The organism is Streptomyces nogalater (assembly GCF_039532885.1).
Lineage (GTDB): Bacteria > Actinomycetota > Actinomycetes > Streptomycetales > Streptomycetaceae > Streptomyces > Streptomyces nogalater.
The window spans coordinates 59,590-80,489 of the sequence record NZ_BAAASM010000030.1 but is presented as its reverse complement, the minus strand read 5'-3'; the positions used below and the strand labels follow the sequence as shown (position 1 = coordinate 80,489).

Annotated in this window: 19 protein-coding genes and 1 pseudogene; 4 read left to right on the top strand and 16 right to left on the bottom strand. The window is 72.7% G+C overall.

The genetic code is table 11. The features are described from left to right. Positions 1-301: 301 nt before the first annotated feature. The 3 genes and pseudogenes from ABD350_RS20150 (at position 302) to ABD350_RS20140 (ending at position 2,760) form a co-directional block, all read left to right on the top strand. Positions 302-997: a glycoside hydrolase family 11 protein gene (locus tag ABD350_RS20150; RefSeq protein ID WP_344349581.1), complete on the top strand. Its 696-nt coding sequence runs from the start codon at positions 302-304 to the stop codon at positions 995-997. A gap of 68 nt (positions 998-1,065) precedes the next feature. Further along, positions 1,066-1,776: pseudogene (locus ABD350_RS20145) on the top strand (polysaccharide deacetylase family protein); the annotation flags it as partial. Between the two features lie 120 nt (positions 1,777-1,896). Then, the gene (locus tag ABD350_RS20140) at positions 1,897-2,760 is read left to right on the top strand and encodes an LLM class flavin-dependent oxidoreductase (RefSeq protein ID WP_344349579.1); all 864 of its coding nucleotides are present in this window, start codon (positions 1,897-1,899) and stop codon (positions 2,758-2,760) included. Between the two features lie 121 nt (positions 2,761-2,881). Here the strand turns inward: ABD350_RS20140 and ABD350_RS20135 are convergent, their stop codons facing one another. Further along, positions 2,882-3,886 carry a helix-turn-helix transcriptional regulator gene (locus tag ABD350_RS20135; RefSeq protein ID WP_344349577.1) on the bottom strand — a complete coding sequence of 335 codons (1,005 nt, stop codon included), beginning with the start codon at positions 3,884-3,886 and terminating at the stop codon, positions 2,882-2,884. A 352-nt stretch (positions 3,887-4,238) separates the two neighbouring features. Here ABD350_RS20135 and ABD350_RS20130 point away from each other — a divergent pair, with 352 nt between their 5' ends. Continuing rightward, entirely contained in the window at positions 4,239-5,996 is a 1,758-nt protein-coding gene (locus ABD350_RS20130) for a M28 family peptidase (protein WP_382466716.1), read from the top strand. 234 nt (positions 5,997-6,230) lie between these two features. Here ABD350_RS20130 and ABD350_RS20125 read toward each other — a convergent pair whose 3' ends face one another. The 15 genes from ABD350_RS20125 to ABD350_RS20055 all read right to left on the bottom strand — a co-directional run bounded on the left by ABD350_RS20125 (position 6,231) and on the right by ABD350_RS20055 (position 20,766). Continuing rightward, entirely contained in the window at positions 6,231-7,064 is an 834-nt protein-coding gene (locus ABD350_RS20125) for a restriction endonuclease (protein ID WP_382466710.1), read from the bottom strand. A gap of 130 nt (positions 7,065-7,194) precedes the next feature. Continuing rightward, positions 7,195-8,475, bottom strand: a complete 1,281-nt coding sequence (locus tag ABD350_RS20120) for a lytic transglycosylase domain-containing protein (protein ID WP_344349574.1) — start codon at positions 8,473-8,475, stop codon at positions 7,195-7,197. Between the two features lie 69 nt (positions 8,476-8,544). After that, positions 8,545-9,348, bottom strand: a complete 804-nt coding sequence (locus tag ABD350_RS20115) for a hypothetical protein (protein WP_344349573.1) — start codon at positions 9,346-9,348, stop codon at positions 8,545-8,547. Between the two features lie 44 nt (positions 9,349-9,392). Further along, on the bottom strand, positions 9,393-9,941 hold the full coding sequence (locus ABD350_RS20110; protein WP_344349572.1) for a hypothetical protein: 549 nt from the start codon (positions 9,939-9,941) through the stop codon (positions 9,393-9,395). A gap of 26 nt (positions 9,942-9,967) precedes the next feature. Continuing rightward, the gene (locus tag ABD350_RS20105; RefSeq protein ID WP_344349571.1) at positions 9,968-10,729 is read right to left on the bottom strand and encodes a hypothetical protein; all 762 of its coding nucleotides are present in this window, start codon (positions 10,727-10,729) and stop codon (positions 9,968-9,970) included. After that, positions 10,726-11,238, bottom strand: a complete 513-nt coding sequence (locus tag ABD350_RS20100; RefSeq protein WP_344349570.1) for a hypothetical protein — start codon at positions 11,236-11,238, stop codon at positions 10,726-10,728. The genes ABD350_RS20105 and ABD350_RS20100 overlap by 4 nt, the downstream gene beginning before the upstream one ends. Beyond that, positions 11,235-12,521: an MCE family protein gene (locus tag ABD350_RS20095; RefSeq protein WP_344349569.1), complete on the bottom strand. Its 1,287-nt coding sequence runs from the start codon at positions 12,519-12,521 to the stop codon at positions 11,235-11,237. The genes ABD350_RS20100 and ABD350_RS20095 overlap by 4 nt, the downstream gene beginning before the upstream one ends. Then, positions 12,518-13,774, bottom strand: coding sequence for an MCE family protein (locus tag ABD350_RS20090; RefSeq protein WP_344349568.1), 1,257 nt, complete (start codon positions 13,772-13,774; stop codon positions 12,518-12,520). The genes ABD350_RS20095 and ABD350_RS20090 overlap by 4 nt, the downstream gene beginning before the upstream one ends. Further along, complete coding sequence (locus ABD350_RS20085) at positions 13,771-14,793, bottom strand: MCE family protein (RefSeq protein WP_344349567.1); 1,023 nt, start codon at positions 14,791-14,793, stop codon at positions 13,771-13,773. Before ABD350_RS20085 ends, ABD350_RS20090 begins: the two co-directional genes overlap by 4 nt. Further along, complete coding sequence (locus ABD350_RS20080; protein ID WP_344349565.1) at positions 14,790-15,878, bottom strand: MCE family protein; 1,089 nt, start codon at positions 15,876-15,878, stop codon at positions 14,790-14,792. Before ABD350_RS20080 ends, ABD350_RS20085 begins: the two co-directional genes overlap by 4 nt. Continuing rightward, positions 15,875-16,936 (bottom strand): MCE family protein, encoded by a 1,062-nt coding sequence (locus tag ABD350_RS20075; RefSeq protein WP_344349564.1) that lies wholly within the window; start codon positions 16,934-16,936, stop codon positions 15,875-15,877. The genes ABD350_RS20080 and ABD350_RS20075 overlap by 4 nt, the downstream gene beginning before the upstream one ends. Then, positions 16,933-18,186 (bottom strand): MCE family protein, encoded by a 1,254-nt coding sequence (locus ABD350_RS20070; protein WP_344349563.1) that lies wholly within the window; start codon positions 18,184-18,186, stop codon positions 16,933-16,935. The genes ABD350_RS20075 and ABD350_RS20070 overlap by 4 nt, the downstream gene beginning before the upstream one ends. A 1-nt stretch (position 18,187) precedes the next feature. After that, a complete protein-coding gene (locus ABD350_RS20065) occupies positions 18,188-18,994 on the bottom strand; it encodes an MlaE family ABC transporter permease (RefSeq protein ID WP_344349562.1) in 807 nt (268 codons plus the stop codon). A 6-nt stretch (positions 18,995-19,000) separates the two neighbouring features. Further along, entirely contained in the window at positions 19,001-19,765 is a 765-nt protein-coding gene (locus ABD350_RS20060; RefSeq protein ID WP_344349561.1) for an MlaE family ABC transporter permease, read from the bottom strand. Beyond that, positions 19,762-20,766: an ABC transporter ATP-binding protein gene (locus ABD350_RS20055; RefSeq protein WP_344349560.1), complete on the bottom strand. Its 1,005-nt coding sequence runs from the start codon at positions 20,764-20,766 to the stop codon at positions 19,762-19,764. The genes ABD350_RS20060 and ABD350_RS20055 overlap by 4 nt, the downstream gene beginning before the upstream one ends. Between the last annotated feature and the right edge of the window lie 134 nt (positions 20,767-20,900).

Sequence of the window (20,900 nt, the reverse complement as noted above, 5' to 3'; positions counted from 1 at the left end):
GTCCGGACCATCGGTATTGCTCCCCAACCCGCCGGCATGGACGAAACTTTCGATTATAGCGCCCGTAAATACTCGCCGAGTTTCGATGAAGTTTCGGAAACAGACGGATTGACCGTCGTTTCGGCGCGGCCGCATACTCTCCAGCAATCGAGCCCGCATCCGGCAGGGACGGCCCCGTCCCGGCGTATGGCGCGTACATGCCATCCCCCTTCCAGTCGCCGGCCATGCCACCCCTACGCCTGTCACCCGCACCGCCGTGCCCGCCCCGGGCTTCCGCTCATCCGCCCTCACCAGGAGAAGCATGGACATGGACAACGCCCTCTCCCGTTCGATGAGCCGCAGGGGCTTCATCGGCCGCGCCGGAGCCCTGGCGGCGGCCACCACCGCCTCCGGGCTGCTGCTGCCCGGCACCGCCGACGCCGCCACCGTCATCACCACCAACCAGACCGGCACCGACAACGGCTTCTACTACTCCTTCTGGACCGACGGCGGCGGCGCGGTGTCGATGACCCTCAACTCCGGGGGCAACTGCAGCACTTCGTGGACGAACTGCGGCAACTTCGTCGCGGGCAAGGGCTGGAGCACCGGCGGGCGCCGGACCGTGCAGTACTCGGGCGGCTTCAGCCCGTCCGGCAACGGCTACCTGGCCCTGTACGGATGGACGTCCAACCCGCTGGTGGAGTACTACATCGTCGACAACTGGGGCACCTACCGGCCCACCGGAACGTACAAGGGCACGGTCACCAGCGACGGCGGCACGTACGACATCTACCAGACGACGCGGTACAACGCCCCCTCGGTGGAAGGCACCAGGACCTTCAACCAGTACTGGAGCGTCCGGCAGTCCAAGCGGACCGGCGGCACCATCACCACCGGCAACCACTTCGACGCCTGGGGCCGCGCCGGCATGCCCCTCGGCAGCTTCAAGTACTACATGATCCTCGCCACCGAGGGTTACCAGAGCAGCGGCTACTCCAATCTCACGGTGAGCGGCTGACCAGCCCCCTTCCTCCGTCCGCCCACCCCCGCCCGCGATCCCGCACGTCCCGAGGAGGACCCACCCGCATGCGCGCCGTACCCCGTTCCCTGCTGACCGGACTGGCCGTCGCCGTGACGGCCGTGGCCGGCAGCGCGACCGCCACCGCCCAGACCACACCGGCCCAGACCGCACCGGCGCAAGCCACTCCGGCTCGGGCCGCCGCCTGCAACGGCTATGTCGGGCTCACCTTCGACGACGGTCCGTCCAACGACCGCACCCCGGCCCTGCTCAACGCCCTGAGGCAGAACGGCCTGCGAGCCACGATGTTCAACGAGGGCCAGTTCGCCGCCGCCTACCCGGCCCAGGTCCGGGCCGAGGTGAACGCCGGCATGTGGATCGGCAACCACAGCTACACCCACCCCCACCTCACCCAGCTCGGCCAGGCCCAGATCGACTCCGAGATCTCCCGCACCCAGCAGGCGATCGCGGCGGCCGGCGGCGGCACACCGCAGCTGTTCCGCCCGCCGTACGGGGAGACCAACGCCACCGTCCAGGCGGTGGAGGCCAAGTACGGCCTGCGGCAGATCATCTGGGACGTCGACTCGCAGGACTGGAACGGCGCGAGCACCGACGCCATCGTGCAGGCCGTGTCCCGGCTGGGCAACGGCCAGATCATCCTCATGCACGAGTGGCCGGCCAACACCCTCGCCGCCATCCCGCGCATCGCCCAGACCCTGGCGAGCAAGGGCCTGTGCGCCGGCCGCATCTCCCCCCAGACGGGCCGCGCCGTGGCCCCCTGACCGGCAAGCCCCCCTCCCCGGCAACCGAGATCACCTCGGGGGTGGCCCCGGATCCCTCCGCGGCCACCCCCACTTATCGCCGTTGCCCCTTGGCAGTGGATTGCGCATCCTTCGAGGATGCGCTTCTCCGTCAACCTTCCCAACTTCGGTGACTTCGCCGACCCACGCAACGTCGTGACCGTGGCGACGGCCGCCGAACAGGCCGGCTGGGACGGCTTGTTCGTGTGGGATCACGTGCTGCACCGGCGGCACCAGGGGCGTCCCTTCGGGGATCCCTGGATGCTGCTGACCGCGGCCGCGCTGGCGACCTCCCGGATCCGGCTGGGCGCCTTGTTAACACCGGTCCCCCGTTACCGGCCGCAGCAACTCGCCCGCCAAGTGGCCACTTTGGACCAGCTGAGCGGCGGCCGGGTCGTCTTCGCCGCAGGCCTCGGTGGTCCGGTCGAGGACGAGTACCACAGTTTCGGCGACACCGCGGGCCCGCGTCTCCTCGCCGAGCGGCTGGACGAGGGACTGGAACTGCTGCGGCGCTTCTGGTCCGGCGGGCCGGTGAACCACCACGGCCGGCACTACGAGGTCCGGGACGTGACGCTGCTGCCCGCCCCCGTGCAGCGGCCCGGTCCGCCGGTGTGGATCGGCGGGTTCTGGCCGCGGCGCGCACCCATGCGGCGGGCGGCGCGCTGGGACGGCGCGGTACCGCTGTTCGAGACGGCCCGGCACGGTCGGGTACCCGAGGTGGCGGAGGTACGGGATCTCGTCGGCTACGTGCGCGGGCACCGCTCGGCCGGGACCGACCGCCCCTTCGAGTTCGTGCTCGGCGGTGCCACCCCCCTGGACGCGGCCAAGGCCAGGGACGTCATCGGACCCCTGTGCGACGCCGGCGCCACCTGGTGGGACGAACGACAGCTCCAGACCGGTCCCGGCCTGGACCGCCTGTCCGCGGTGCTGCGCCGCGTCGAGGCGGGACCGCCGGTGCTCTAGCCGGCCGTCCCGGAGCGGCCGGGTCCACGGACGGGCTTTCGCCGACCGCTGCCCGCCCGAGCCCGCCGCCCCACCGGCCCCGGAACGCCCCCCCGGGTTCAGTCCGCCAGGCACCCCGCGTTCAGTCCACCAGACCGAGGCGGACCGCCGTCACTCCCGCCTCGAACCGGCTGGACGTGCCGAGTTTCGCCATGATCTGGTGCATGAGGCGGCGCAGGGTGCGGTCCGAGCAGTCCAGCCGGCGGGCGATGGTGTCGTCCTTGGCGCCGGTGGCCAGCAGCGCCAGCACCTCGCGTTCCAGCGCGGTCAGTCCGGGCCCGGCGCGCCGCGGCCCGGGGGTGCGTTCGGTGTGCGGCCGGGCCAGGTCCCAGGCGTGGAGGAAGACCCGGGCGAAGCACTGCGCGACGGGCCCGCTGTGCAGGATGACATCACCGCCCTCGCCCCGCGGACCGGCCCCCACCCCGATCACGACGACCGCGCGGTCCATGATGTTCATGTGGAGCGGCACCGTCGTGGCGACCCGCACCTCGACCCCGGCCTCGATCAGCGCGTGCAGATAGCGGGCCGGCGCGGGTGAGCGCAACGCCTGCTGAGAGGTCAGCAGGCGCATGCGGACGCCGCCGGCGGCCATCTCCACATCCCGTGCGAGGCTGGCGTCCAGCACCCGCGCGCCGGGGAAGGTGTTGCGCATCGCCAGGAACTCCTCCCGGCTCAGCGCGTCGAGTTCCTCCAGCCGCTGCCGGGTGCGCTCGCGGTCGGTGAAGAACTCCGTCTCCACGGTTTCCCGGGTGCCGGGACGGGGGGCCGTCAGCAGGGACAGTACGTCGTCCAGTGCCCGGGCGTCCCGGGCGAGCCCCTCGACCGTCTCCCGCAGGCGGCTGCGGTGCTCCGAGACGACGTGCCGCAGGGCGCGCTCCGGGGGGCTGAGCCGCTCCCCGCTCGGGTCCAGGAGCCGCCGCTCCGCCAGCCACCGCGTCAGTTCGGCGGGTGCTCCCCGCAGTTCCTCCCGCTCGGTGGCATGCCGCGCGTCCGATGTCTCGATCCGCTCCAGCATGGCCAGATAGGCCTCCTTCGCCTCGGAGTCCGTCGGCCGCCGCCCCCGCGAAGGGTTCTCCCGCGCACGCATGCGCGCACGATACGGGCGGCACGCACCGGAGGCCAGAGCCGTCGTCCGGCCCCCCACGCGCGGGCGGCGGATCTGGCCGGGTGCGGACGCGCCGGTTTCGGCCAGGGCCGCGAGACGGGTGGGGCCGTTAACCTCGTGGCCGCCCGCCCGGTTCCTCGGGGCCCCGGCGCGCCGTACGGCACCCGTGCCGGCGCCTGCCGGGAGGACGGGCGGGAAAGCCGTTGATCCGGCCGGTCCCGCACGCCCATGCTTACCGAGAGCTTGGCATGCGCATGCTCTTCAGGGTGCTGCGGCGCGGCTCACCCGAGCCCGCCACACGCCCGGCGTTTCCTCCACCCCACAAGGAGACATGGTGCTACGACCACGAAGACTGTCCCTGGCGGGCCTGGCGCTGGCCACGGCCGCCGCGGGCCTCACCCTGCTGCCCGCGAGCGCCGAGGCCGCCCCCGCCGGCCACGCCCGCACGGCGGCCCACACCCCCGCCCTGGCCGCCGCCGCGCCCGACATCGACGTCACCAGAGTGCAGGCACACCTCACCGAGCTGAACGCCATAGCCACCCGCAACGGCGGCAACCGCAGGTCGACCGGGCAGGGTTACCGCGACTCGGTCGCCTATGTGAAGGGCAAGCTCCAGGCGGCCGGTTACACCGTCACCGAGCAGGCCTGCACCTCCGGCTGCACCAGCGGCGCCGGCCCCAACCTGATCGCCGAGTGGCCCCGCGGCGACGCGTCGAAGGTGTACATGTTCGGCTCGCACCTGGACGGTGTCTCCGCCGGCCCCGGCATCAACGACAACGGCTCCGGCAGCGCCACCCTCCTGGAGGTCGCGCTGAAACTGGCCCAGACCGACCCCTCCATGGCGGCGCGTGTGCGCTTCGGCTGGTGGACCGACGAGGAGCAGGGCCTGAACGGCTCGGACTTCTACGTCCGTTCGCTGACCTCCGCCCAGCGCTCGGCGATCAAGGCGTACTACAACTTCGACATGGTCGCCTCGCCCAACGGCGGCTACTTCATCAACCACATCACCTCCGCCGCCGCCGCGCCGATGAAGGCCTACTGGGACTCGCTGAACCTCCAGCCCGAGGAGAACACCGAGGGCGCCGGCCGCTCCGACGACTACTCCTTCGAGAACTACGGCATACCGACCTCCGGTTACGCCATGGGCGCGAGTGCCCGCAAGACCTCGGCGCAGGCGGCCAAGTGGGGCGGCACGGCGGGCGCCGCGTACGACGGCTGCTACCACTCCGCGTGCGACACCACCAACAACATCAACGCCACCGGGCTGAACCGCAGCGCGGACGGTGTCGCCTACACGCTGTGGAAGCAGGCGGTCTCGGACACCGCCCCGGCGAACGACTTCTCGCTCTCGGTGAACCCGGCCGCCGGCAGCACCGACCCGGGCACCACGCTGACCACCACCGTGTCCACGGCCACCACCAGCGGCTCGGCACAGACGGTGAACCTGTCCGCCTCGGGTGCCCCGGCAGGCGTCACGGTCTCCTTCAGCCCCGCCTCGGTGACCTCCGGTGCCTCGTCCACGGCGACGGTCTCCGTCGGCTCCTCCGTGCCGCCGGGCACCTACCCGCTCACCCTCACCGGCACGGGCACCGCCACGCACAGCGCGTCGTACACGCTGACCGTCAAGGGCGCGGGCGGCTGCACGCCGGCCCAGGTCGTCTCCAACGGCGGCTTCGAGAGCGGTACGACGCCGTGGACGGGTGACACCGGTGCGATCGGCACCTTCAGCGGCCAGTCCGCGCACTCCGGGTCCCGGTACGCCTGGCTGGCGGGGTACGGTTACGCCGCCTCCGACAGCGTCGGCCAGACGGTGACCGTCCCGGCGGGCTGCGCGAAGGCCACCCTGAGGTACTGGCTGCACATCGACACCGCCGAGTCGGGCACCACGGTGTACGACACCTTCCAGGTCAAGGTGAACGGCACCGCGAAGCAGACCTACTCCAACGCCAACGCGGCCACCGGGTACACCGAACGCACCCTGGACCTCGGCCAGTACGCCGGTCAGCAGATCACGCTGACCTTCACGGCCACCGAGGACTCCGGCCTCCAGACCAGCTTCGTCGTCGACGACGTCACCCTGACGACCGGCTGACCGCCCGTACGACGAGGGGGAGCCGGACCGCCGTTCCCGGCTCCCCCGCCACGTTCCCTTCCCGCGACCGCGGGACGCCGCGCCGACGGCGGTCGCGTCCCCTGCCGGCCGTGCCGGGGCGTCCGGACCACCGCGGTTCCTCCACCCAGTGCCGCTCCTTCAACGCGTTCCGCTTGCCCGGCGACAGGCTCGCGTGCGGCAGCAGCCGGGGTCGGCCCACCAGGCCGGGCAGGGTCATGAAGAAGACGGATGCCCTGCCCCGGTATCAGGGCCGAGCAGCCAAGGCGGCAGCCCGGTGCCGTCGTGCCACGCCCGCAGGGCCGGCCGGTCGACACACACGATCCCGCACTGTTCGGCGTACTCGGCGGCCGGCGCGGTGAAGTCGCTGGTGGTGACGAGGACCGCGACATCGGCCTCGTGCACGGTGTAGCACGTGCCGCCGAAGCGCTGCAGGTCCTGTGAGCCGACCCGGTGCCCCTCGCCGTAGCGCTTGCACTGGATGACCACCCGCCGCCCGTCCGGCGCCACGGCCAGCACATCGGCTCCCAAGTCGCCCGCGCCACCGACGACTTCGACCCCGCTGCAGCCGTCCCGTGCACACAGCCCGGCCACGGCCCGCTCGAACTCGTCGGCGTCCAGGGCTTCGTAGTCGTAGTCGGCGTAATCGTAGTCGTACGCGCGGTCGTCCCCGGCGGGACTCCCGACGAAGTACCCGGCGGAATCGGTGACATGCAGGCCGTCGGCGGAGGGGACGCCCGCCGCGGGCGCCTCCCACTCCTCCAGTGCCGTGTGCACGCCCTCCTCCAGTGCGGCGGCGGCCCGCCGGGCGGTCCGGGCGCCGGAGAGACGGTGCCGCCGGCGCCCCCACGCCAGGACGGCGGCGAGGCCCGCCAGGCACAGGACGGCCACCCAGGCGGGGCGCCGCTCGGCGGTCCCGGCCAGCGTACGGACGGCGAAGCCCAGGACACACAGGAGCAGGGCGAGCAGCACGAAGAACAGCGCGGTCGAGCGGAGATCGAACGACCGGCGGCCGCTGCGTGGTCGTATACGGCGTGCGGGCATGGTCACGAGGTGACGCCCCCTTCCCCTGGCGGAACGTGGAGATCACTTCCGTCTGCCCGCAAAGTCCGCGCCCCACCACATCACCCCGCACGTGCGGTGGGACTTGGCGAGGGACCGGGCCGAGGCCGCCTCGCCCTCACCCGGTGGTGACGGTCGGGCACGGTGTCGGGCCCGGGGAGGTGCCGGGGCCGGGGGACGGGGTGGCGGATTCCGCGGCGCAGCCGTCCGGCTCGGTGGCCGACGGGCTCGGCTCGGCCGTCGGGCCCGGTGAGGTGGACGGCGACGGGCCGCCGGTGGGCTGCCCGCCGGGCGACCGGGAGGGCTCCGGACCGGCCGGGGGCGTCGTCGGGGCGGAGGGGTCCGGGGACGGGGAGGCGGATGTCGGGGCAGGGGTCGGCGAGGGAGCGGAGGGGGACGGCCCGGGGCCGCCCGACGGGGTCGGGTCCGGATCCGGGTCCGGGCCTACGATGATGCCGCCGCCGTCGCTTCCCGTGTCCCCGCCGCGTCCCGTGCCGCCGTCGTCCGAGCCGTCGGCGGGTTCGGTCGCCGGGGTGCCGCCCCCCGCGCCGGGGCTCCGCGGGATCACGCCCGTGCCGTCCGGTACGGGATGGACTCCCCGGCTGTAGAACTCCAGCCAGTGCCTGACCAGTTCGAGGTAGGGCCGCGAGTGGTTGTAGCCGAGGACCGCCGCGTCCAGGTCGGCGCCCCGGCTCAGGTCCCGGTCGCCCGCGCACAGGTAGTGTCCGGCCGCCAGAGCCGCGTCGAAGACGTTGCCCGGGTCGGCCCGGCCGTCGCCGTTGCCGTCCGCGCCCCAGCGGGCCCAGGTGGAGGGCAGGAACTGCATCGGCCCCACCGCGCGGTCGTAGACCCGGTCGCCGTCATGGGCCCCGCCGTCCGTGTCCCGGATCAGGGCGAAACCGCGGCCGTCGAGGGCGGGGCCGGTGATCCGCCGCACGGTGGTGCCGTCCGGGCCGACCGCGCCGCCGCCCGCGTGGCCGGATTCGACCTTGCCGATCGCCGCGAGCAGCTCCCAGCGCAGCCGGCAGCCGGGATCGGTCCCGCCGACCGAGGTCTCGGCGGCACGGTAGGCGCGCAGCACGGTGGCCGGGATGCCCGACTGGGAACGCGTGCCACGCGAGACGGCCGGGGAGACCGTGCCGGCCTGGCGGGTCAGGGGCGGCAGTTCGGTGTGGTACGAACCGTCGCCCGGCAGGGCGGGTTCGGTGTTCGGGGCGTCCGTGGCCGACCGGTGTTCCTCGTCGGCCGACGGTGCGGCCCGGGTGTCCGTCGCCTCCTCGGTGAGGCCGGGTGCCTGGGAAGCGGTGAGGGCCGTCACGACCGTCACGACGAGTGCGGTGGTCCGCATTCCCCTGCGGGCCTGGCCGGGGAACAGGCGTCGTACGCGGCGCAAGGACATGGCTGTGGTCACTCCCGTGGTTGTCGTGGGCTTCGCGGTGGCGCGCTCGATGGCGTGGGCGCGTGGTCCTCAGCGACCGAAGGTGTCGATGCCGGAGACGAGCCACCGCCCGTCGCGGAGTACGACGTCCACGGAGAGCATCGCTCCCGCGTACACGCCCTCGTCCTGTTTTCCGCGGCTTCCGGCGGTGCTGACACTGCTCTGGTCGGCGTAGACCAGGGCCCGGGCCCGGTCGCCGTCGATGCGTTCGACCGCGCTGTCCGTGACCTTCGTGGTGATCACCGCCTTCTGCGCGTCGGCCCGCCGGCGGACGTCGGCGAGCAGGGCGCGGTGCTGGGCGACGGCCTTCCCGGTGAGAAGTTCCCCGGCGGCCTTGTCGAGCGCGCCGGGGTCGGTGTGGTCGTAGGAGAAGAGCCGGTCGACCGCTCGGGCCGTCTGTCCCTTGATCTCGCTGGTGCGGGCGAGATCGGTCAGGGCGGTGTTGCCCAGCGCCGGGTCGTCCCGCAGTGCCTCGGCCTTGGCGTGCGCCCAGCCGGCGAAGCCGCCGAGGAGGAGGGTGAGGGCGCACAGGAGGGCGAGGACGGTGTGGTGGCGGGTGCGGGCGGTGGTGGCCTTTCCGGCGGCCGTGGTGCCGGCCGCCTTCGGGTCCTCCGCCGTGTCCTGGGGCGCGGCCGGGGCCGCGTCCGGGGCGTCGGCGGCGACCTCGGGGTCGGCGGCCGCGCCGCGGAGACGGGTGCGGTGTGCCGTGGGTTCCGGCTGCCCGGGCTGCCCTGGCTGCCCCGGCTGCACCGGCTGTCCCGGGGAGGCGGCGGGCCGGCTGTCGCGCGTCTGGCGGCGCCGCTCGCGGTTGATGTGGTGGCGGGTCGTCGGCATCGTGCGGTGTCCTCTCGGGCGGGCGGCTTGCGCGGACGGAACGGTCAGCCGGCCGACGCGCCGCCCACCGGGGCCTGTCCCAGGGCGCTGAGCCGCCACTGGCTCTTGGTGCGGGTCAGTTCGCCGAACATCCGGCTGTCCTTCTCGGTCTTCGCCCCGCCGGACGCCTTGACGGTCACGCGCAGGGCGACCAGCACCCGGGCCCGCCCGGCACGGTCGTCGAGTTCGGTGACCGCACCGGAGAGCACCCGGGCCGTGGTGACCGTCTTCGCCTCCTTCACCTGCTCGGCGAACTGCTTGCGCCCCGAGGTCAGTTGCTCGTGGAGCTCGCCGGTGGTGGACGACTCCCACAGGTCGAGGCCGTGGTCCAGGTCGCGGTGGTCGAGGGTGTTGAGGTTCTGCACGGCCTGTTCCCCGGCGGCCAGCACCTCGTCCCGCTGCGCGGCGTACGCGGACCGGTCGTCGTGGGCTGCCGCGTACCAGTCCGCGCCCGCCCACGCCGCGAAGCCTCCCGCGCACAGGGTGAGGACGAGGGCCAGGGCGGTCAGTGGCCGGATGCGGTTTCCGGCGCGGACACGTGGGGCGCGTCGCATGAGGTTCTCCCGTCTTTCGCGCACGGTCAGCGGGCATTGAGGTCGACGATCCGCCAACGGTCGTTCACCAGCCGTGCCGCGACGGTCAGTTGGGCGGCGGCGGTGGTGGGCGTGTGGTCGCCGCGGCGGGAGGTCTGGTCGAGGAACACCAGCAGGCGTGCGTGCTCCCCGTCGAGTTCGATCACCCCGGTGCGTACGGCCTTGGTACTTAGGGTGATCCGTTGACCGGCGAGGTCGTCGCGGACCTGGGCGAACAGGTCCCGGTACTGGCGGGCCGCGCGGCCGTCGAGCAGGGTGCGTGCGGAGCGCTCGGCGGTCGCGGTGCCGTCGGGTGTGTAGGAGAAGACGCGGGCGAGGGCGTTGTCGATCTCCCCCGCGACCCGAGCGGTGGCCTCGGTGTCGGTGAGCGCGCGGTTACGGGCGGCCTCCGTCGACCTCAGCTGGTGGGCGCCGTAGTGGAAGCCGCATCCGCCGCCGACGAGTACCGCGACGATCCCTGCCGTCGCGATCCGGCGCAGCCGGCCGCCCGGCGACCGGCCGGACACGCCCCCGCCCGCCTCCGGCGGGCCGGCCCCGTCCCCGGGCGCCCCCGACTCCGACCCAGGATCCGTCTCGGCCCCGGCCGGCTCCCCCTCACGCCTCCCGCCCTCCGGCCGCCCGTCCGCAGCCGGTTCGGTGGATTCGCCCCGGGGCGTCACGGGCTCCGGCCCGGAATCCGCCTCCGGTCCGGTCGGGGCGGGTCGGGTGAGTGCCGGTGTCGAGGCGCGGCGCGGGCGCGTGAGTCTCATCGGTCGTCCTTCCCGTACCCGGCGAGCGGTACCGCGTTCAGGGCCCGCACCTTCCACTCCCCCGCGTCCGTGCGGGCCAGGACGGCCTCCAGGCGTTTGCGGTCGGTGGTCGGCCGCTTGGTCCCCGCCGGGGTGACCTCGACACTGACGGTGGCGATGAGCTTGGCCGTGCCGGCGCGGGTGTCGAGCGCGGTGACGGCGGCCTCGGTGACCGTGCCCCGGGCCGAGGCGCCCGTCTTCGGCTCCGTACGGCCCAGGGCGTCGCGCAGCGGCCCGGTCGACGCGTCGCGCCAGGCCCGGATGCCCGCCTCGGCCCGCTGCCGGCTGGAGGCGTCCAGCGTGGTGAGGACCGCGATGCCCGCGCGGCCCTCGGCAAGCGCCCGGTCCCGCTGCCGGCCGTAGGCGGGCGCGTCGTCGGTGCGGGCCTGCCCGTACGTCCACGCGCCGGATGCGCAGAAGCCGATCGCCAGGGCGAGCCCCGCTCCCGCGAGAAGCCTGGCCCCCCTCACCGTGTGCTCCCGGTGCCGGGGAGGAGGAGGCCCGCCATGTCCCGTGGCACCGTCCCGTCCAGGCCGGGCAGGGCGAGGGCGCCGGGCAGCGGGGCGGCGGTGCTCCCCGGCGCCGTCCTGCCGCCGGCGCCGCCGGCGGGCAGCGAGCCGGGCTTCGCCGGGTCGGGGAGCGGGCCGCCCTTGGGAGCGTGCGCCGAGCCGCGTACGTTGAACCCGGCCGAGGCGGGGGCGGTACACGCCGCGCCGGTGTTGAGGGCGGGCGCGGTCCCGAGGTCGAGTCCGTTGCGGTAGCGGGTGGCGCCGTAGCCGGCGGTGCAGGGCAGGGGCTTGAAGAAGGTGACGGCCATGCCGAGGTTCAGCTTCCCTCCGTCGACGGCGGTGGCCCCGGCGGACACGGCCGCCGGGTACTTCACGAGCAGTTCCTCCAGTCCGCGCTGCCGGGTCACGGCGATCTCGGAGGTGGTGAGCAGGTTGGCGAGGACGACGCCGAGGCTCGGGTCGAGGTCCCGCAGGACTCCGCTGACCTGGGTGGCGGCCTCGGGCGCGGCGGCGAGGAGGCGGCGCAGGTCGGCGTCGGAGCCCTTGAGGGTGCGGGCCAGTTCCTTCGCTCCGACGGCGAAGTCCCGGATGGCCCGGGCCTCCTCGGCCTGGGTGCGCAGCACGGTCTCGCCGTCGGCGAGGAGCCGGGTGGTGGACGGCAGGCTGCGGTCGGCGGCCTCCAGGAAGGCGCCGCCGCTGTCGAGCAGCGCCTGGAGGTCGTCGCCGTGCCCTTCGAAGGTCTTGCCGAACTCGTCCACGACCGTGCGCAGGTCCTCCAGGGGGACGGACCCGGTCAGGTCGTCGATGCTGGCGAGAACGTCGGTGACGGGCGCGGGCACCTGTGTGTCGGACCGTTCGATCCGGGCGCCGTCGGCGAGGTAGGGGCCGCCGTCGCCGCGCGGGCGCAGGTCGATGTACTGCTCGCCGACGGCGGAGAGTCCGGCGACCACGGCACGGGCGTCGGCGGGTATGCGGGGGGCGGACTTCCTGATGCGCAGTTCGGCGACGACACCGTCGGCGGTGAGGCCGATCGGACCGACGCGGCCCACCGAGACGCCCCGGTAGGTGACGTCGGAGTGGGTGAACAGGCCACCGGTGTGCGGCAGTCGCACGTCGACCGTGTAGTAGTCGGCGACGCCCGCGTACCGGCCGAGGTCGGCGTAGCGGATGCCGAGGTAGGAGCAGGCGAGCACGGCGATGAGGAGGAAGGCGAGGTTCTTCAGCCGCACGGCGCGGGTGATCAATCGAGTTCACCTCCCGGCGTGGGTGTCCCGGAACCGGTGCCGGTGCCGGTGGAGACGGTGGCCAGAGGCAGCGGCGAGGAGGAGGCGGGGGCGGGCCGGCGTCCCTTGCCGGTGCCTTCGCGGGCCGTCGTGCCGGGCGTGCCCGCCGTCGCGGAGGGGGTGCTCCGCGGCACCAGCGGCGGGATGATCCGCGTTCCGGGCGCGGCCGTCATCTCCAGGTAGACGTTGAGGTAGTCGCCCTTCACGCCGCGCAGCACCTCGTCGGTGAACGGGTAGGTGAGCAGCACCTGGAGCGAGTCGGGCAGGTCCGCGCCCGCGTCCGCGAGGGCCTTCAGGGTGGGGGCGATGGCTTGAAGGTCGGCGATCATGTCGTCCTTGCTCGCGTCGATGGTGGCGACGGCGACCTCGGAGAGCGTGTCGAGGGAGCGCAGCATGGTCAGCAGCGAGCCGCGTTGCCGGTCGAGCGTCTTCAGTCCGGGTGAGAGGTCGGTGAGGACGGTGGCGACGTCGTCGTCGCGGGTGGCGAGGGTCGCGGAGAGCCGGTTGACCGCGTCGAGCGCGTCGGTGATGTCGCCCCGGTGGTCGTCGAGGTCGGTCACCAGGGTGTTGACCCGTTTCAGTACGGAGCGGACCTCGCCCTCGCGGCCGCCGAGCGCCTGGTTCAGTTCCCGGGTGATGGTCTTGAGCTGGTTGACGCCGCCGCCGTTGAGCAGCAGGGACAGCGCGCCGAACACCTCTTCGACCTCGGTGTTGCGGTTGGTGCGGGAGACCGGGATGACGTCGCCGTCCGCCAGCTTTCCGGTGCCGGTCTCCCGGGCGGGTGCCACGAGCTGGATGTACTTCTCGCCGAGCAGACTGGACTGTTCGAGCCGGGCGGTGGCGTCGGCGGGCAGCCGTACGGAGCCGTTGATCCTCATGGTGACGCGGGCCGACCAGCCGTCGAGTTCGATGTCGGTGACCCGGCCGACGGCGACGTCGTTGACCTTCACCGCTGCCTGCGGCACCAGGCTGAGCACATCGCGCAGTTCCGCCGTGACGGTATAGGGGTGGTCGCCGAGGTCGGCGCCGCCGGGCAGCGGCAGTTCCTGGATGCCGTCGAAGCGCGTCACCCCGACGGTGACCGCGCCGAGGGCGAGGACGAGGCCGAGTGCGAGCAGTCCGCCCGCGGTGAGGCGGGCCGCGCCTCCCGCGGTGGGCGACCCCCTGCGGACCGCCGCGGCCACCCGCCCGGCGGGCCGGGTACGGCGCTTCATCGCTTCCCCTTCCCCAAGGCCGTGATGCCGTCCGTCGGGGACAGCGGCAGCAGCGGGCCGCCCAGTCCGATCTCGTTGAGGTTGGCGCGGCCGTCGAGGGTGCGGGTGTCGGGGTTGTAGGCGTTCACGACGTTGCCCGCGGCGAGCGGCGCCACGTCCAGTGCCTCGGCGAGCGAGGCCCGCTGCTCGACGAGGGTCCGGGTGAGGGGGACGAGCCGGTCCACGTTCTCCTTCAGTTCGCCCCGGTGGTCCTCGATGAAGGTCTTGACCTGGCCCAGGGCGGCGCCGAGTTCCTCCAGCGCGCCCGCGAGGTCGTCCTTGTTGTCGGCGAAGAAGCCGACGACCTCGGCCAGGCGTTCCTGGGCGGTGCGCACGTCGTCGTCCTTGTCCTTCAGCATGGTGGTGAGGACCTGGAGCCGGCTCACCGTGTCGAACAGGTCGTCGCTGCTGCCGTCGAGGGTCTTGGCCGCCTTGCCGAACTGCTCGATGCTGTCGCCGATGGCCTCGCCATTGCCGTCGAGGTTGGCCGCACCGGTGCGCAGCAGGTCGGACAGGGCGCCGGTGGAGTTGGCGCCGTCCGGGCCGAGCGCCCGGCCGAGATCGGTGATCGAGTCGTAGAGCTGGTCTATCTCGACGGGGGTGCGGTTGCGGGCGGCGGGCAGGACGGCGCCGTCGGCGAGCGCCGGGCCCTCGCGGTAGGCGGGGGTGAGCTGCACATACCGGTCGGAGACGACGCTCGGTGCGACGACGACGGCACGGGCGCCGTCGGGCACCTTGACGTCCTCGTCGAGCCGGAGGCCGACCCGCACCGTGGTGCCTTGCGGACGCACCGACTCCACCTCGCCGACCCGTACGCCGAGGATTCTCAGGTCGGACCCGGCGTAGATGCCGACGGCGCGGTCGAAGTAGGCGGTGAGGCGGGTGCCGTCGGAGCCGAGGACCCGTACGGCGGCCAGCCCGGCGGCGATCAGCACCGCGAGGGCGAGCGCACAGGTGAGGAGTTTTCCGCGGGTGCTCATCGCTCACCCTTTCCCCCGGCCGCGGCCGGCTGCTTCGGCGGCATGCAGCCGGTCGCGGGCCGGGACGTCTCGGGCAGGTACGCGCGGGGGACGACACCGCACAGATAGCTGTCGAACCAGCGGCCGTTGCCCAGGGTGTTGCCGACGAGACGGTAGTAGGGGCCGGCCAGCGCGAGGGTCTTGCCGAGCTGGGTGCTGTTCTTCTCCAGGACGGTGGTGACCCGGCCGAGCGCCTTGAGGGTGGGGCCCAGCTGCCGGTCGTTGTCGGCGACGAGGCCGCCGAGTTCGGTGCCGAGGTCCCGGCTTCCCTTGAGCAGCGCCTGAATGGCGTCGCGGCGGTCGCGCAGCTCGCCGAGCAGGGAGCCCCCGTCCTCCAGGAGGATCTCGAAACTGGACTTCTTGTTCTTCAGCGTCTGGCTGAACCGGGCGCCGGCACGCAGGAGTTCGGAGAGTTCGGTGTCGCGCCGGGAAACGGACTTCGACAGCGCGGACAGGCCGTCGGCGGCCTTGCGTACATGGGGCGGGGAGTTCGCGAAGGTCTTGGAGATGGTCTCGAAGCTGTCCGCGAGCCGCCGGGTGTCGAGGGCGTCGACGGTGCCACCGAGGTCCTGCAGCGCCTGGGTCACGTCGTACGGGGAGGTGGTGCGCGACAGCGGGATGCGGCTGCCGGGGTCCTGGCGGGCGGAGCCGAGCGGGTCGAGGGCCAGGTACTTGTCGCCGAGGACGGTCTTGATGGCGATGGCCGCGGTCGTGCGGTCGCCGATCCAGGCATCCTCGACCTCGAAGCCGACCCTGACCTTGGGGCCGTCGAGGGTGACGCCGGTGACCTGCCCGACCTTGACGCCGGCGATGCGTACCTCGTCGCCCTCGTCGAGCCCGGCCGCCTCCGAGAAGTCGGCGCTGTAGGTGGTGCCGCCGCCGAACGGCAGCCGGTCCGCCTGTTGGACGAGGACGGCGAGCAGGGCGAGGGCGAGCAGTCCGGCGACGCCGACGGCGCGGGGATCGCGCTCCCTGAGCGGTGTGTGGTGCGGGCGCCGGGCCGCGCCCGGCCGGCCGGCGGTGTCGCGCCGTGCGAGAAGTCTCATCCGCGGCACCTCGATTCGGTGAGCGCGATACCGGTCGGCGCCTTGGAGCCGTCGGAGGTGGTCACTCCGCTCACCCGTGCCTCGCAGAGGTAGAGGTTGAACCATGATCCGTAGGAGGAGAGCCGGGCCAGGGCGGACATCTTGGCGGGGCTGCGGTCGAGGAAGTCCTCGATCTGCGGGGTGTGTTCGGCCAGGCCCGTCGACAGCCGGCCCAGTTCGCGGATGTCCTTCTTCAGGGGCGCGCGGCCGTCTTGGAGGAGCCCGGCGGTGACGGTGGTCAGCTCGCCCATGGCCTGGACGGCCTCGCCGAGGGGTTTGCGGTCGTCGTCGAAGCCGGTGACGAGGGAGCGCAGGGTGCCGACCAGGTCGTCGAAGCCGTCTTCGCGTTCGTTGAGGGTCCGCAGGACGGTGTTGAGGTTCTCGACGACCTCGCCGATCACCTCGTCCTTGGCGGCGACGGTGGTGCTGAGCGAGCCGACGTGGCGGATCAGGCTGTCCACCGTGGCGCCCTCGCCCTGGAGCACCTGGACGATGGACCCGGCGAGTTCGTTGACGTCCTTCGGGGAGAGGCCTTCGAACAGCGGCTTGAATCCGTTGAAGAGCAGGGTCAGGTCCAGGGCGGGGGTGGTGCGTTCCAGCGGGATGGTGTCGCCCGGCCGGAGTGTGCCGGTGAGGTCGCCGCTGCCGCGGTCCAGCGCGAGGTAGCGCTGTCCGACCATGTTGAGGTACTTCACGGCGGCGGTGGCCGATCGCGGCAGCCGGCGGTCGTCGCGGACGGTGAAGGTGACCTGTGCGATGCGCCGGTGGACGACCCGCACATCGGTCACCTCACCGACCTTCACCCCGGAGATCCGCACGCCGGCGCCGTCGTCGAGGCCGGTGACGTCCGTGAACAGGGCCCGGTAGGTGTGGGTGCCGCCACCGCCGATGCCGGTGTCGGCGACGCTGAGGCCGAGCACGGCGGTGGCGAGGCCGGTCACCACCACGAAGGCGAGCGACTTCAGCAGCGGCCCGGTCAGGGAGCGCCGCCGGGTGTGCGCGTGGTCGGGGGCGGTCATCCGAGGGTCACCTCCGTGCCGCGGTAGGCCGGGCCGGCCAGCAGGCTGCTCCAGTCGGGCAGGTCGCCGGGGGGCCGGCCGGTGGCGGGGGCCAGCAGTTCGTTGAGGAGGCCGTTCTCCTGCGGGGTGTTGGCCGGGCCGAGCTCGTCACCGGTGTCCGGGTAGGCCGCCGCGGCGGGTTCCGCGCCGGTGCCGAGGTAGGGCACGGGGTGGCAACGGGGGCCGCCTCCGGAGCCGTAGACCGGGGTGTCGCGGCCGGGGCGGTAGGCGCCGCGCGAGGGGACGGTGGTGACGTCGACGTGGATGCCGGGCCGGTCGGTGCCCTTGCCGAGCGCCTTGTCCATGGCGGGCACGAACTCGGCGAGGGTGCGCAGGGTGCAGGGGAAGGACGGGGAGTACTCGGCGAGCAGTTCCAGGACGGGCCGCCCGGAGGCGCTGAGCCGGATCACGTTCTCCGCGTTCTGCTGGAGGAAGGCGGTCATGTCCTCGGCCGTCCGGGTGGTGGCGCCGAGGGTGCCGGCGAGTTCGGCCTCCTGCTCGGCGAGGGTGCCGCTGGTGGTGGTGAAGTCGGTGAGCGCGGTGAGGATGTCGGGGGCGGCGTGCGCGTAGACATGGCTGACCTTCACCAGTTCCTTGAGGTCGCGGTTGAGCGTGGGCAGCTGGGGGTTGAACCGGCGCAGGTGCGCGTCGAGCCGGGTGAGGGTGGCGCCGAGCCGGTCGCCGCGGCCCTCCAGGGCCTGGGAGACGGCGGAGAGGGTGGCGGAGAGCTTGTGCGGCTGGACCGCGGTGAGCAGCGGCAGCACGTTGTCCAGGACCTGCTGGAGTTCCACGGCGTTCGCCGAGCGGTCCTGGGGGATGACGGCTCCGGCGGCCAGCGCCCGTTGCGAGGGGCGCGCGGGCGGCACGAGAGCGACGTACCGTTCGCCGAACAGCGTGGTGGGCAGCATCTGCGCGCGCACGTCGGACGGCACCCGGTCGAGGGCGCCGGGTTTCATGGCGAGGGTGAGCCGGGCGCCGTCGCCGGTGGCGTGGATGGCGCGGACCTCGCCGACGACGACGCCGCGCAGTTTGACCTCGGCGCCCAGGTGCATCTCGTTGCCGACGCTGCCGGTCTCGACGACCACCGGTTCGGAGGCGGTGAACTCCTTGTCGTAGACGGCGACGGCCAGCCAGATCAGCAGAGCGGGCAGCAGCAGGAACACCACCCCGGCCAGACGGCGGCGCAGCGTGTCGCCTCGTGGTCGGCTCATCTCACCCCGCCACCTTCACGGTCGTGGTCGCGCCCCACAGGGCGAGCGACAGGAAGAAGTCGGTGACGCTGATCAGCACGATGGCGTTGCGTACGGACCGGCCCACGGCGACGCCGACGCCGGCCGGCCCGCCGGCGGCGCGGTAACCGTAGTAGCAGTGGGCGAGGATCACCATCACGCTGAAGATCAGCACCTTCAGCACGGACAGGAGTACGTCCGTCGGGGACAGGAACAGGTTGAAGTAGTGGTCGTACGTGCCCCGGGACTGGCCGTTGAACAGGACGGTCACCCAGCGCGAGGCCAAGTAGGAGGAGAGCAGGCCGATCGCGTAGAGCGGGATGATGGCGACGACGCCGGCGATGATGCGGGTGGTGACGAGGTAGGGCATGGAGCGGATGCCCATGCCTTCGAGGGCGTCGACCTCCTCGTTGATGCGCATGGCGCCGAGCTGCGCGGTGAAACCCGCGCCGACGGTCGCGGAGAGGGCGAGTCCGGCGACGAGGGGCGCGATCTCGCGGGTGTTGAAGTAGGCGGAGACGAATCCGGTGAACGCGGCGGTGCCGATCTGGTCGAGGGCCGCGTATCCCTGGAGTCCGACGACGGTCCCGGTGAACAGGGTCATCGCGATCATCACGCCGATGGTGCCGCCGATGACGCCGAGTCCGCCGGTGCCGAAGGCGACCTCGGCGAGGAGGCGCTGGACCTCTTTGAGGTAGCGGCGCAGGGCGCGCGGGATCCACAGCAGGGCCCGGGCGTAGAAGAGCAGGTGGTCGCCGGAGCGGTCGAGCCAGGCGAGCGGGGAGGCCATCGCGGGTCAGCCCCCCTTCGGCGGGACGATCCGGAGATAGAGGACCGTCATCACCATGTTGACGAAGAAGAGCAGGAGGAAGGTGATGACGACGGACTGGTTGACGGCGTCGCCGACACCCTTCGGGCCGCCGCGCGGGTTGAGCCCCCGGTAGGCGGCGACGATGCCCGCGATGAACCCGAAGACCAGCGCCTTGAGTTCGCTGATGTACAGGTCGGCCGGCTGGGCGAGGGAGGAGAAGCTGGACAGGTAGGCGGCGGGGGTGCCGTCCTGCAGGATGACGTTGAAGAAGTAGCCGCCGAGGGTGCCGACGACGGAGACCAGACCGTTGAGCAGGACCGCCACGCCCATGGTGGCCAGCACCCGGGGCACGACCAGGCGCTGTACGGGCGAGACGCCCATGACCTCCATGGCGTCCAGCTCTTCGCGGATCTTGCGGGAGCCCAGGTCGGCGCAGATGGCGGAGCCGCCGGCGCCGGCGATCAGCAGGGCGACGATGAGCGGGCTGGCCTGCTGGACGACGGCGAGGACGCTGGCGCCCCCGGTGAAGGACTGGGCGCCCAGCTGCCGGGTGAGCGAGCCGACCTGGAGGGCGATGACCGCGCCGAAGGGGATGGAGACGAGGGCGGCGGGCAGGATGGTGACTCCGGCGACGAACCAGAACTGCTCGATGAACTCGCGGAACTGGAAAGGCCGTCGGAAGATGGCGCGGCCCACCTCGGCGGCGAGCACGAACAGCCGCCCGGTCTGCCGCAGCGCGCCGGTGATCATGCGCCGCTCCCGGCGGCGGGCAGGGGCGCGGCCGGCGTTTCGGTGTTCTCCGCGTAGGTCCGCAGGATGGCGGTACGGGCGGCGGAGGGCAGTTGGTCGATCATGCCGAGGACGCGTTCCCGCCGCCGGGTGACGGCGCGGCGGTGCGGCAGACCGGGCGACGGCTCCAGCTGCGGGACGATCCTGCGGGGCTGGGCGGCGCGGTCGAGGCTCGCCTCGGCCGCGAGGGTGGCCGCGTCCTTCTCCTCCGACATCCCGATGGGGCCTTCGCGCCGGCCGTCGAGGAACTGGGCGACCACCGGTTCCTCGCTGGTGAGCAGCACCTCGCGCGGGCCGAAGGTGACGAGTTCGCGCCGGAAGAGCATCCCCATGTTGTCGGGCACGGTGGCGGCGATGTCGAGGTTGTGGGTGACGATCAGCATCGTCGCGTCGAGCTGCGCGTTCAGGTCGATCAGCAACTGGGAGAGGTAGGCGGTGCGGACCGGGTCGAGGCCGGAGTCCGGTTCGTCGCAGAGGATGATCTGCGGGTCCAGCACGAGCGCGCGGGCCAGTCCGGCCCGTTTGCGCATACCCCCGCTGATCTCCCCCGGCAGTTTGCCCTCCGCGCCCAGCAGTCCGACGATCTCGATCCGCTCCATGACGATGCGGCGGATCTCCGACTCCTTCTTGCGGGTGTGCTCGCGCAGCGGGAAGGCAATGTTGTCGAACAGCGACATGGAACCGAACAGAGCGCCGTCCTGGAACATGAGCCCAAATAACTTACGGGTCTCGTAGATATCCCGCTCTGGGCTGTTCACCATGTCCACTCCATTGATGAGCACACGGCCTTTCTCGGGTTTGAGCAACCCTACGAGCGACTTCAGGAAGACGGTCTTCCCGGTGCCGGACGGCCCCAGCATGACGCTTACTTCACCGGCCGGAAGAGTGAGTGTCACGTCCCGCCAGATGCTCTGCTTACCGAAGGACTTGGTCAGACCCTCGACCACCACTTCGACGCCCATATCACCTCCAGCGGACGCAGGTTGGTTCCGTGTGCGGGCGTCGCACGTCACGTGGGTGCGCAACCCGCCGACCATGGGTGCGGGCCCGCGTCCCCCGTCGCCGTCCCGGCGTTTGTCACCCCGGAGACAACCCC

Bases quoted from the DNA above. Each gene is read 5' to 3' on its own strand.
- ABD350_RS20140 (WP_344349579.1), top strand. From the start codon at position 1,897: ATGCGCTTCTCCGTCAACCTTCCCAACTTCGGTGACTTCGCCGACCCA.
- ABD350_RS20120 (WP_344349574.1), bottom strand. From the start codon at position 8,475: ATGTCCTTGCGCCGCGTACGACGCCTGTTCCCCGGCCAGGCCCGCAGG.
- ABD350_RS20135 (WP_344349577.1), bottom strand. From the start codon at position 3,886: ATGCGTGCGCGGGAGAACCCTTCGCGGGGGCGGCGGCCGACGGACTCC.
- ABD350_RS20080 (WP_344349565.1), bottom strand. From the start codon at position 15,878: ATGAGACTTCTCGCACGGCGCGACACCGCCGGCCGGCCGGGCGCGGCC.
- ABD350_RS20060 (WP_344349561.1), bottom strand. From the start codon at position 19,765: ATGATCACCGGCGCGCTGCGGCAGACCGGGCGGCTGTTCGTGCTCGCC.
- ABD350_RS20075 (WP_344349564.1), bottom strand. From the start codon at position 16,936: ATGACCGCCCCCGACCACGCGCACACCCGGCGGCGCTCCCTGACCGGG.
- ABD350_RS20065 (WP_344349562.1), bottom strand. From the start codon at position 18,994: ATGGCCTCCCCGCTCGCCTGGCTCGACCGCTCCGGCGACCACCTGCTC.
- ABD350_RS20085 (WP_344349567.1), bottom strand. From the start codon at position 14,793: ATGAGCACCCGCGGAAAACTCCTCACCTGTGCGCTCGCCCTCGCGGTG.
- ABD350_RS20115 (WP_344349573.1), bottom strand. From the start codon at position 9,348: ATGCCGACGACCCGCCACCACATCAACCGCGAGCGGCGCCGCCAGACG.
- ABD350_RS20070 (WP_344349563.1), bottom strand. From the start codon at position 18,186: ATGAGCCGACCACGAGGCGACACGCTGCGCCGCCGTCTGGCCGGGGTG.
- ABD350_RS20110 (WP_344349572.1), bottom strand. From the start codon at position 9,941: ATGCGACGCGCCCCACGTGTCCGCGCCGGAAACCGCATCCGGCCACTG.
- ABD350_RS20150 (WP_344349581.1), top strand. From the start codon at position 302: ATGGACATGGACAACGCCCTCTCCCGTTCGATGAGCCGCAGGGGCTTC.
- ABD350_RS20105 (WP_344349571.1), bottom strand. From the start codon at position 10,729: ATGAGACTCACGCGCCCGCGCCGCGCCTCGACACCGGCACTCACCCGA.
- ABD350_RS20055 (WP_344349560.1), bottom strand. From the start codon at position 20,766: ATGGGCGTCGAAGTGGTGGTCGAGGGTCTGACCAAGTCCTTCGGTAAG.
- ABD350_RS20090 (WP_344349568.1), bottom strand. From the start codon at position 13,774: ATGAAGCGCCGTACCCGGCCCGCCGGGCGGGTGGCCGCGGCGGTCCGC.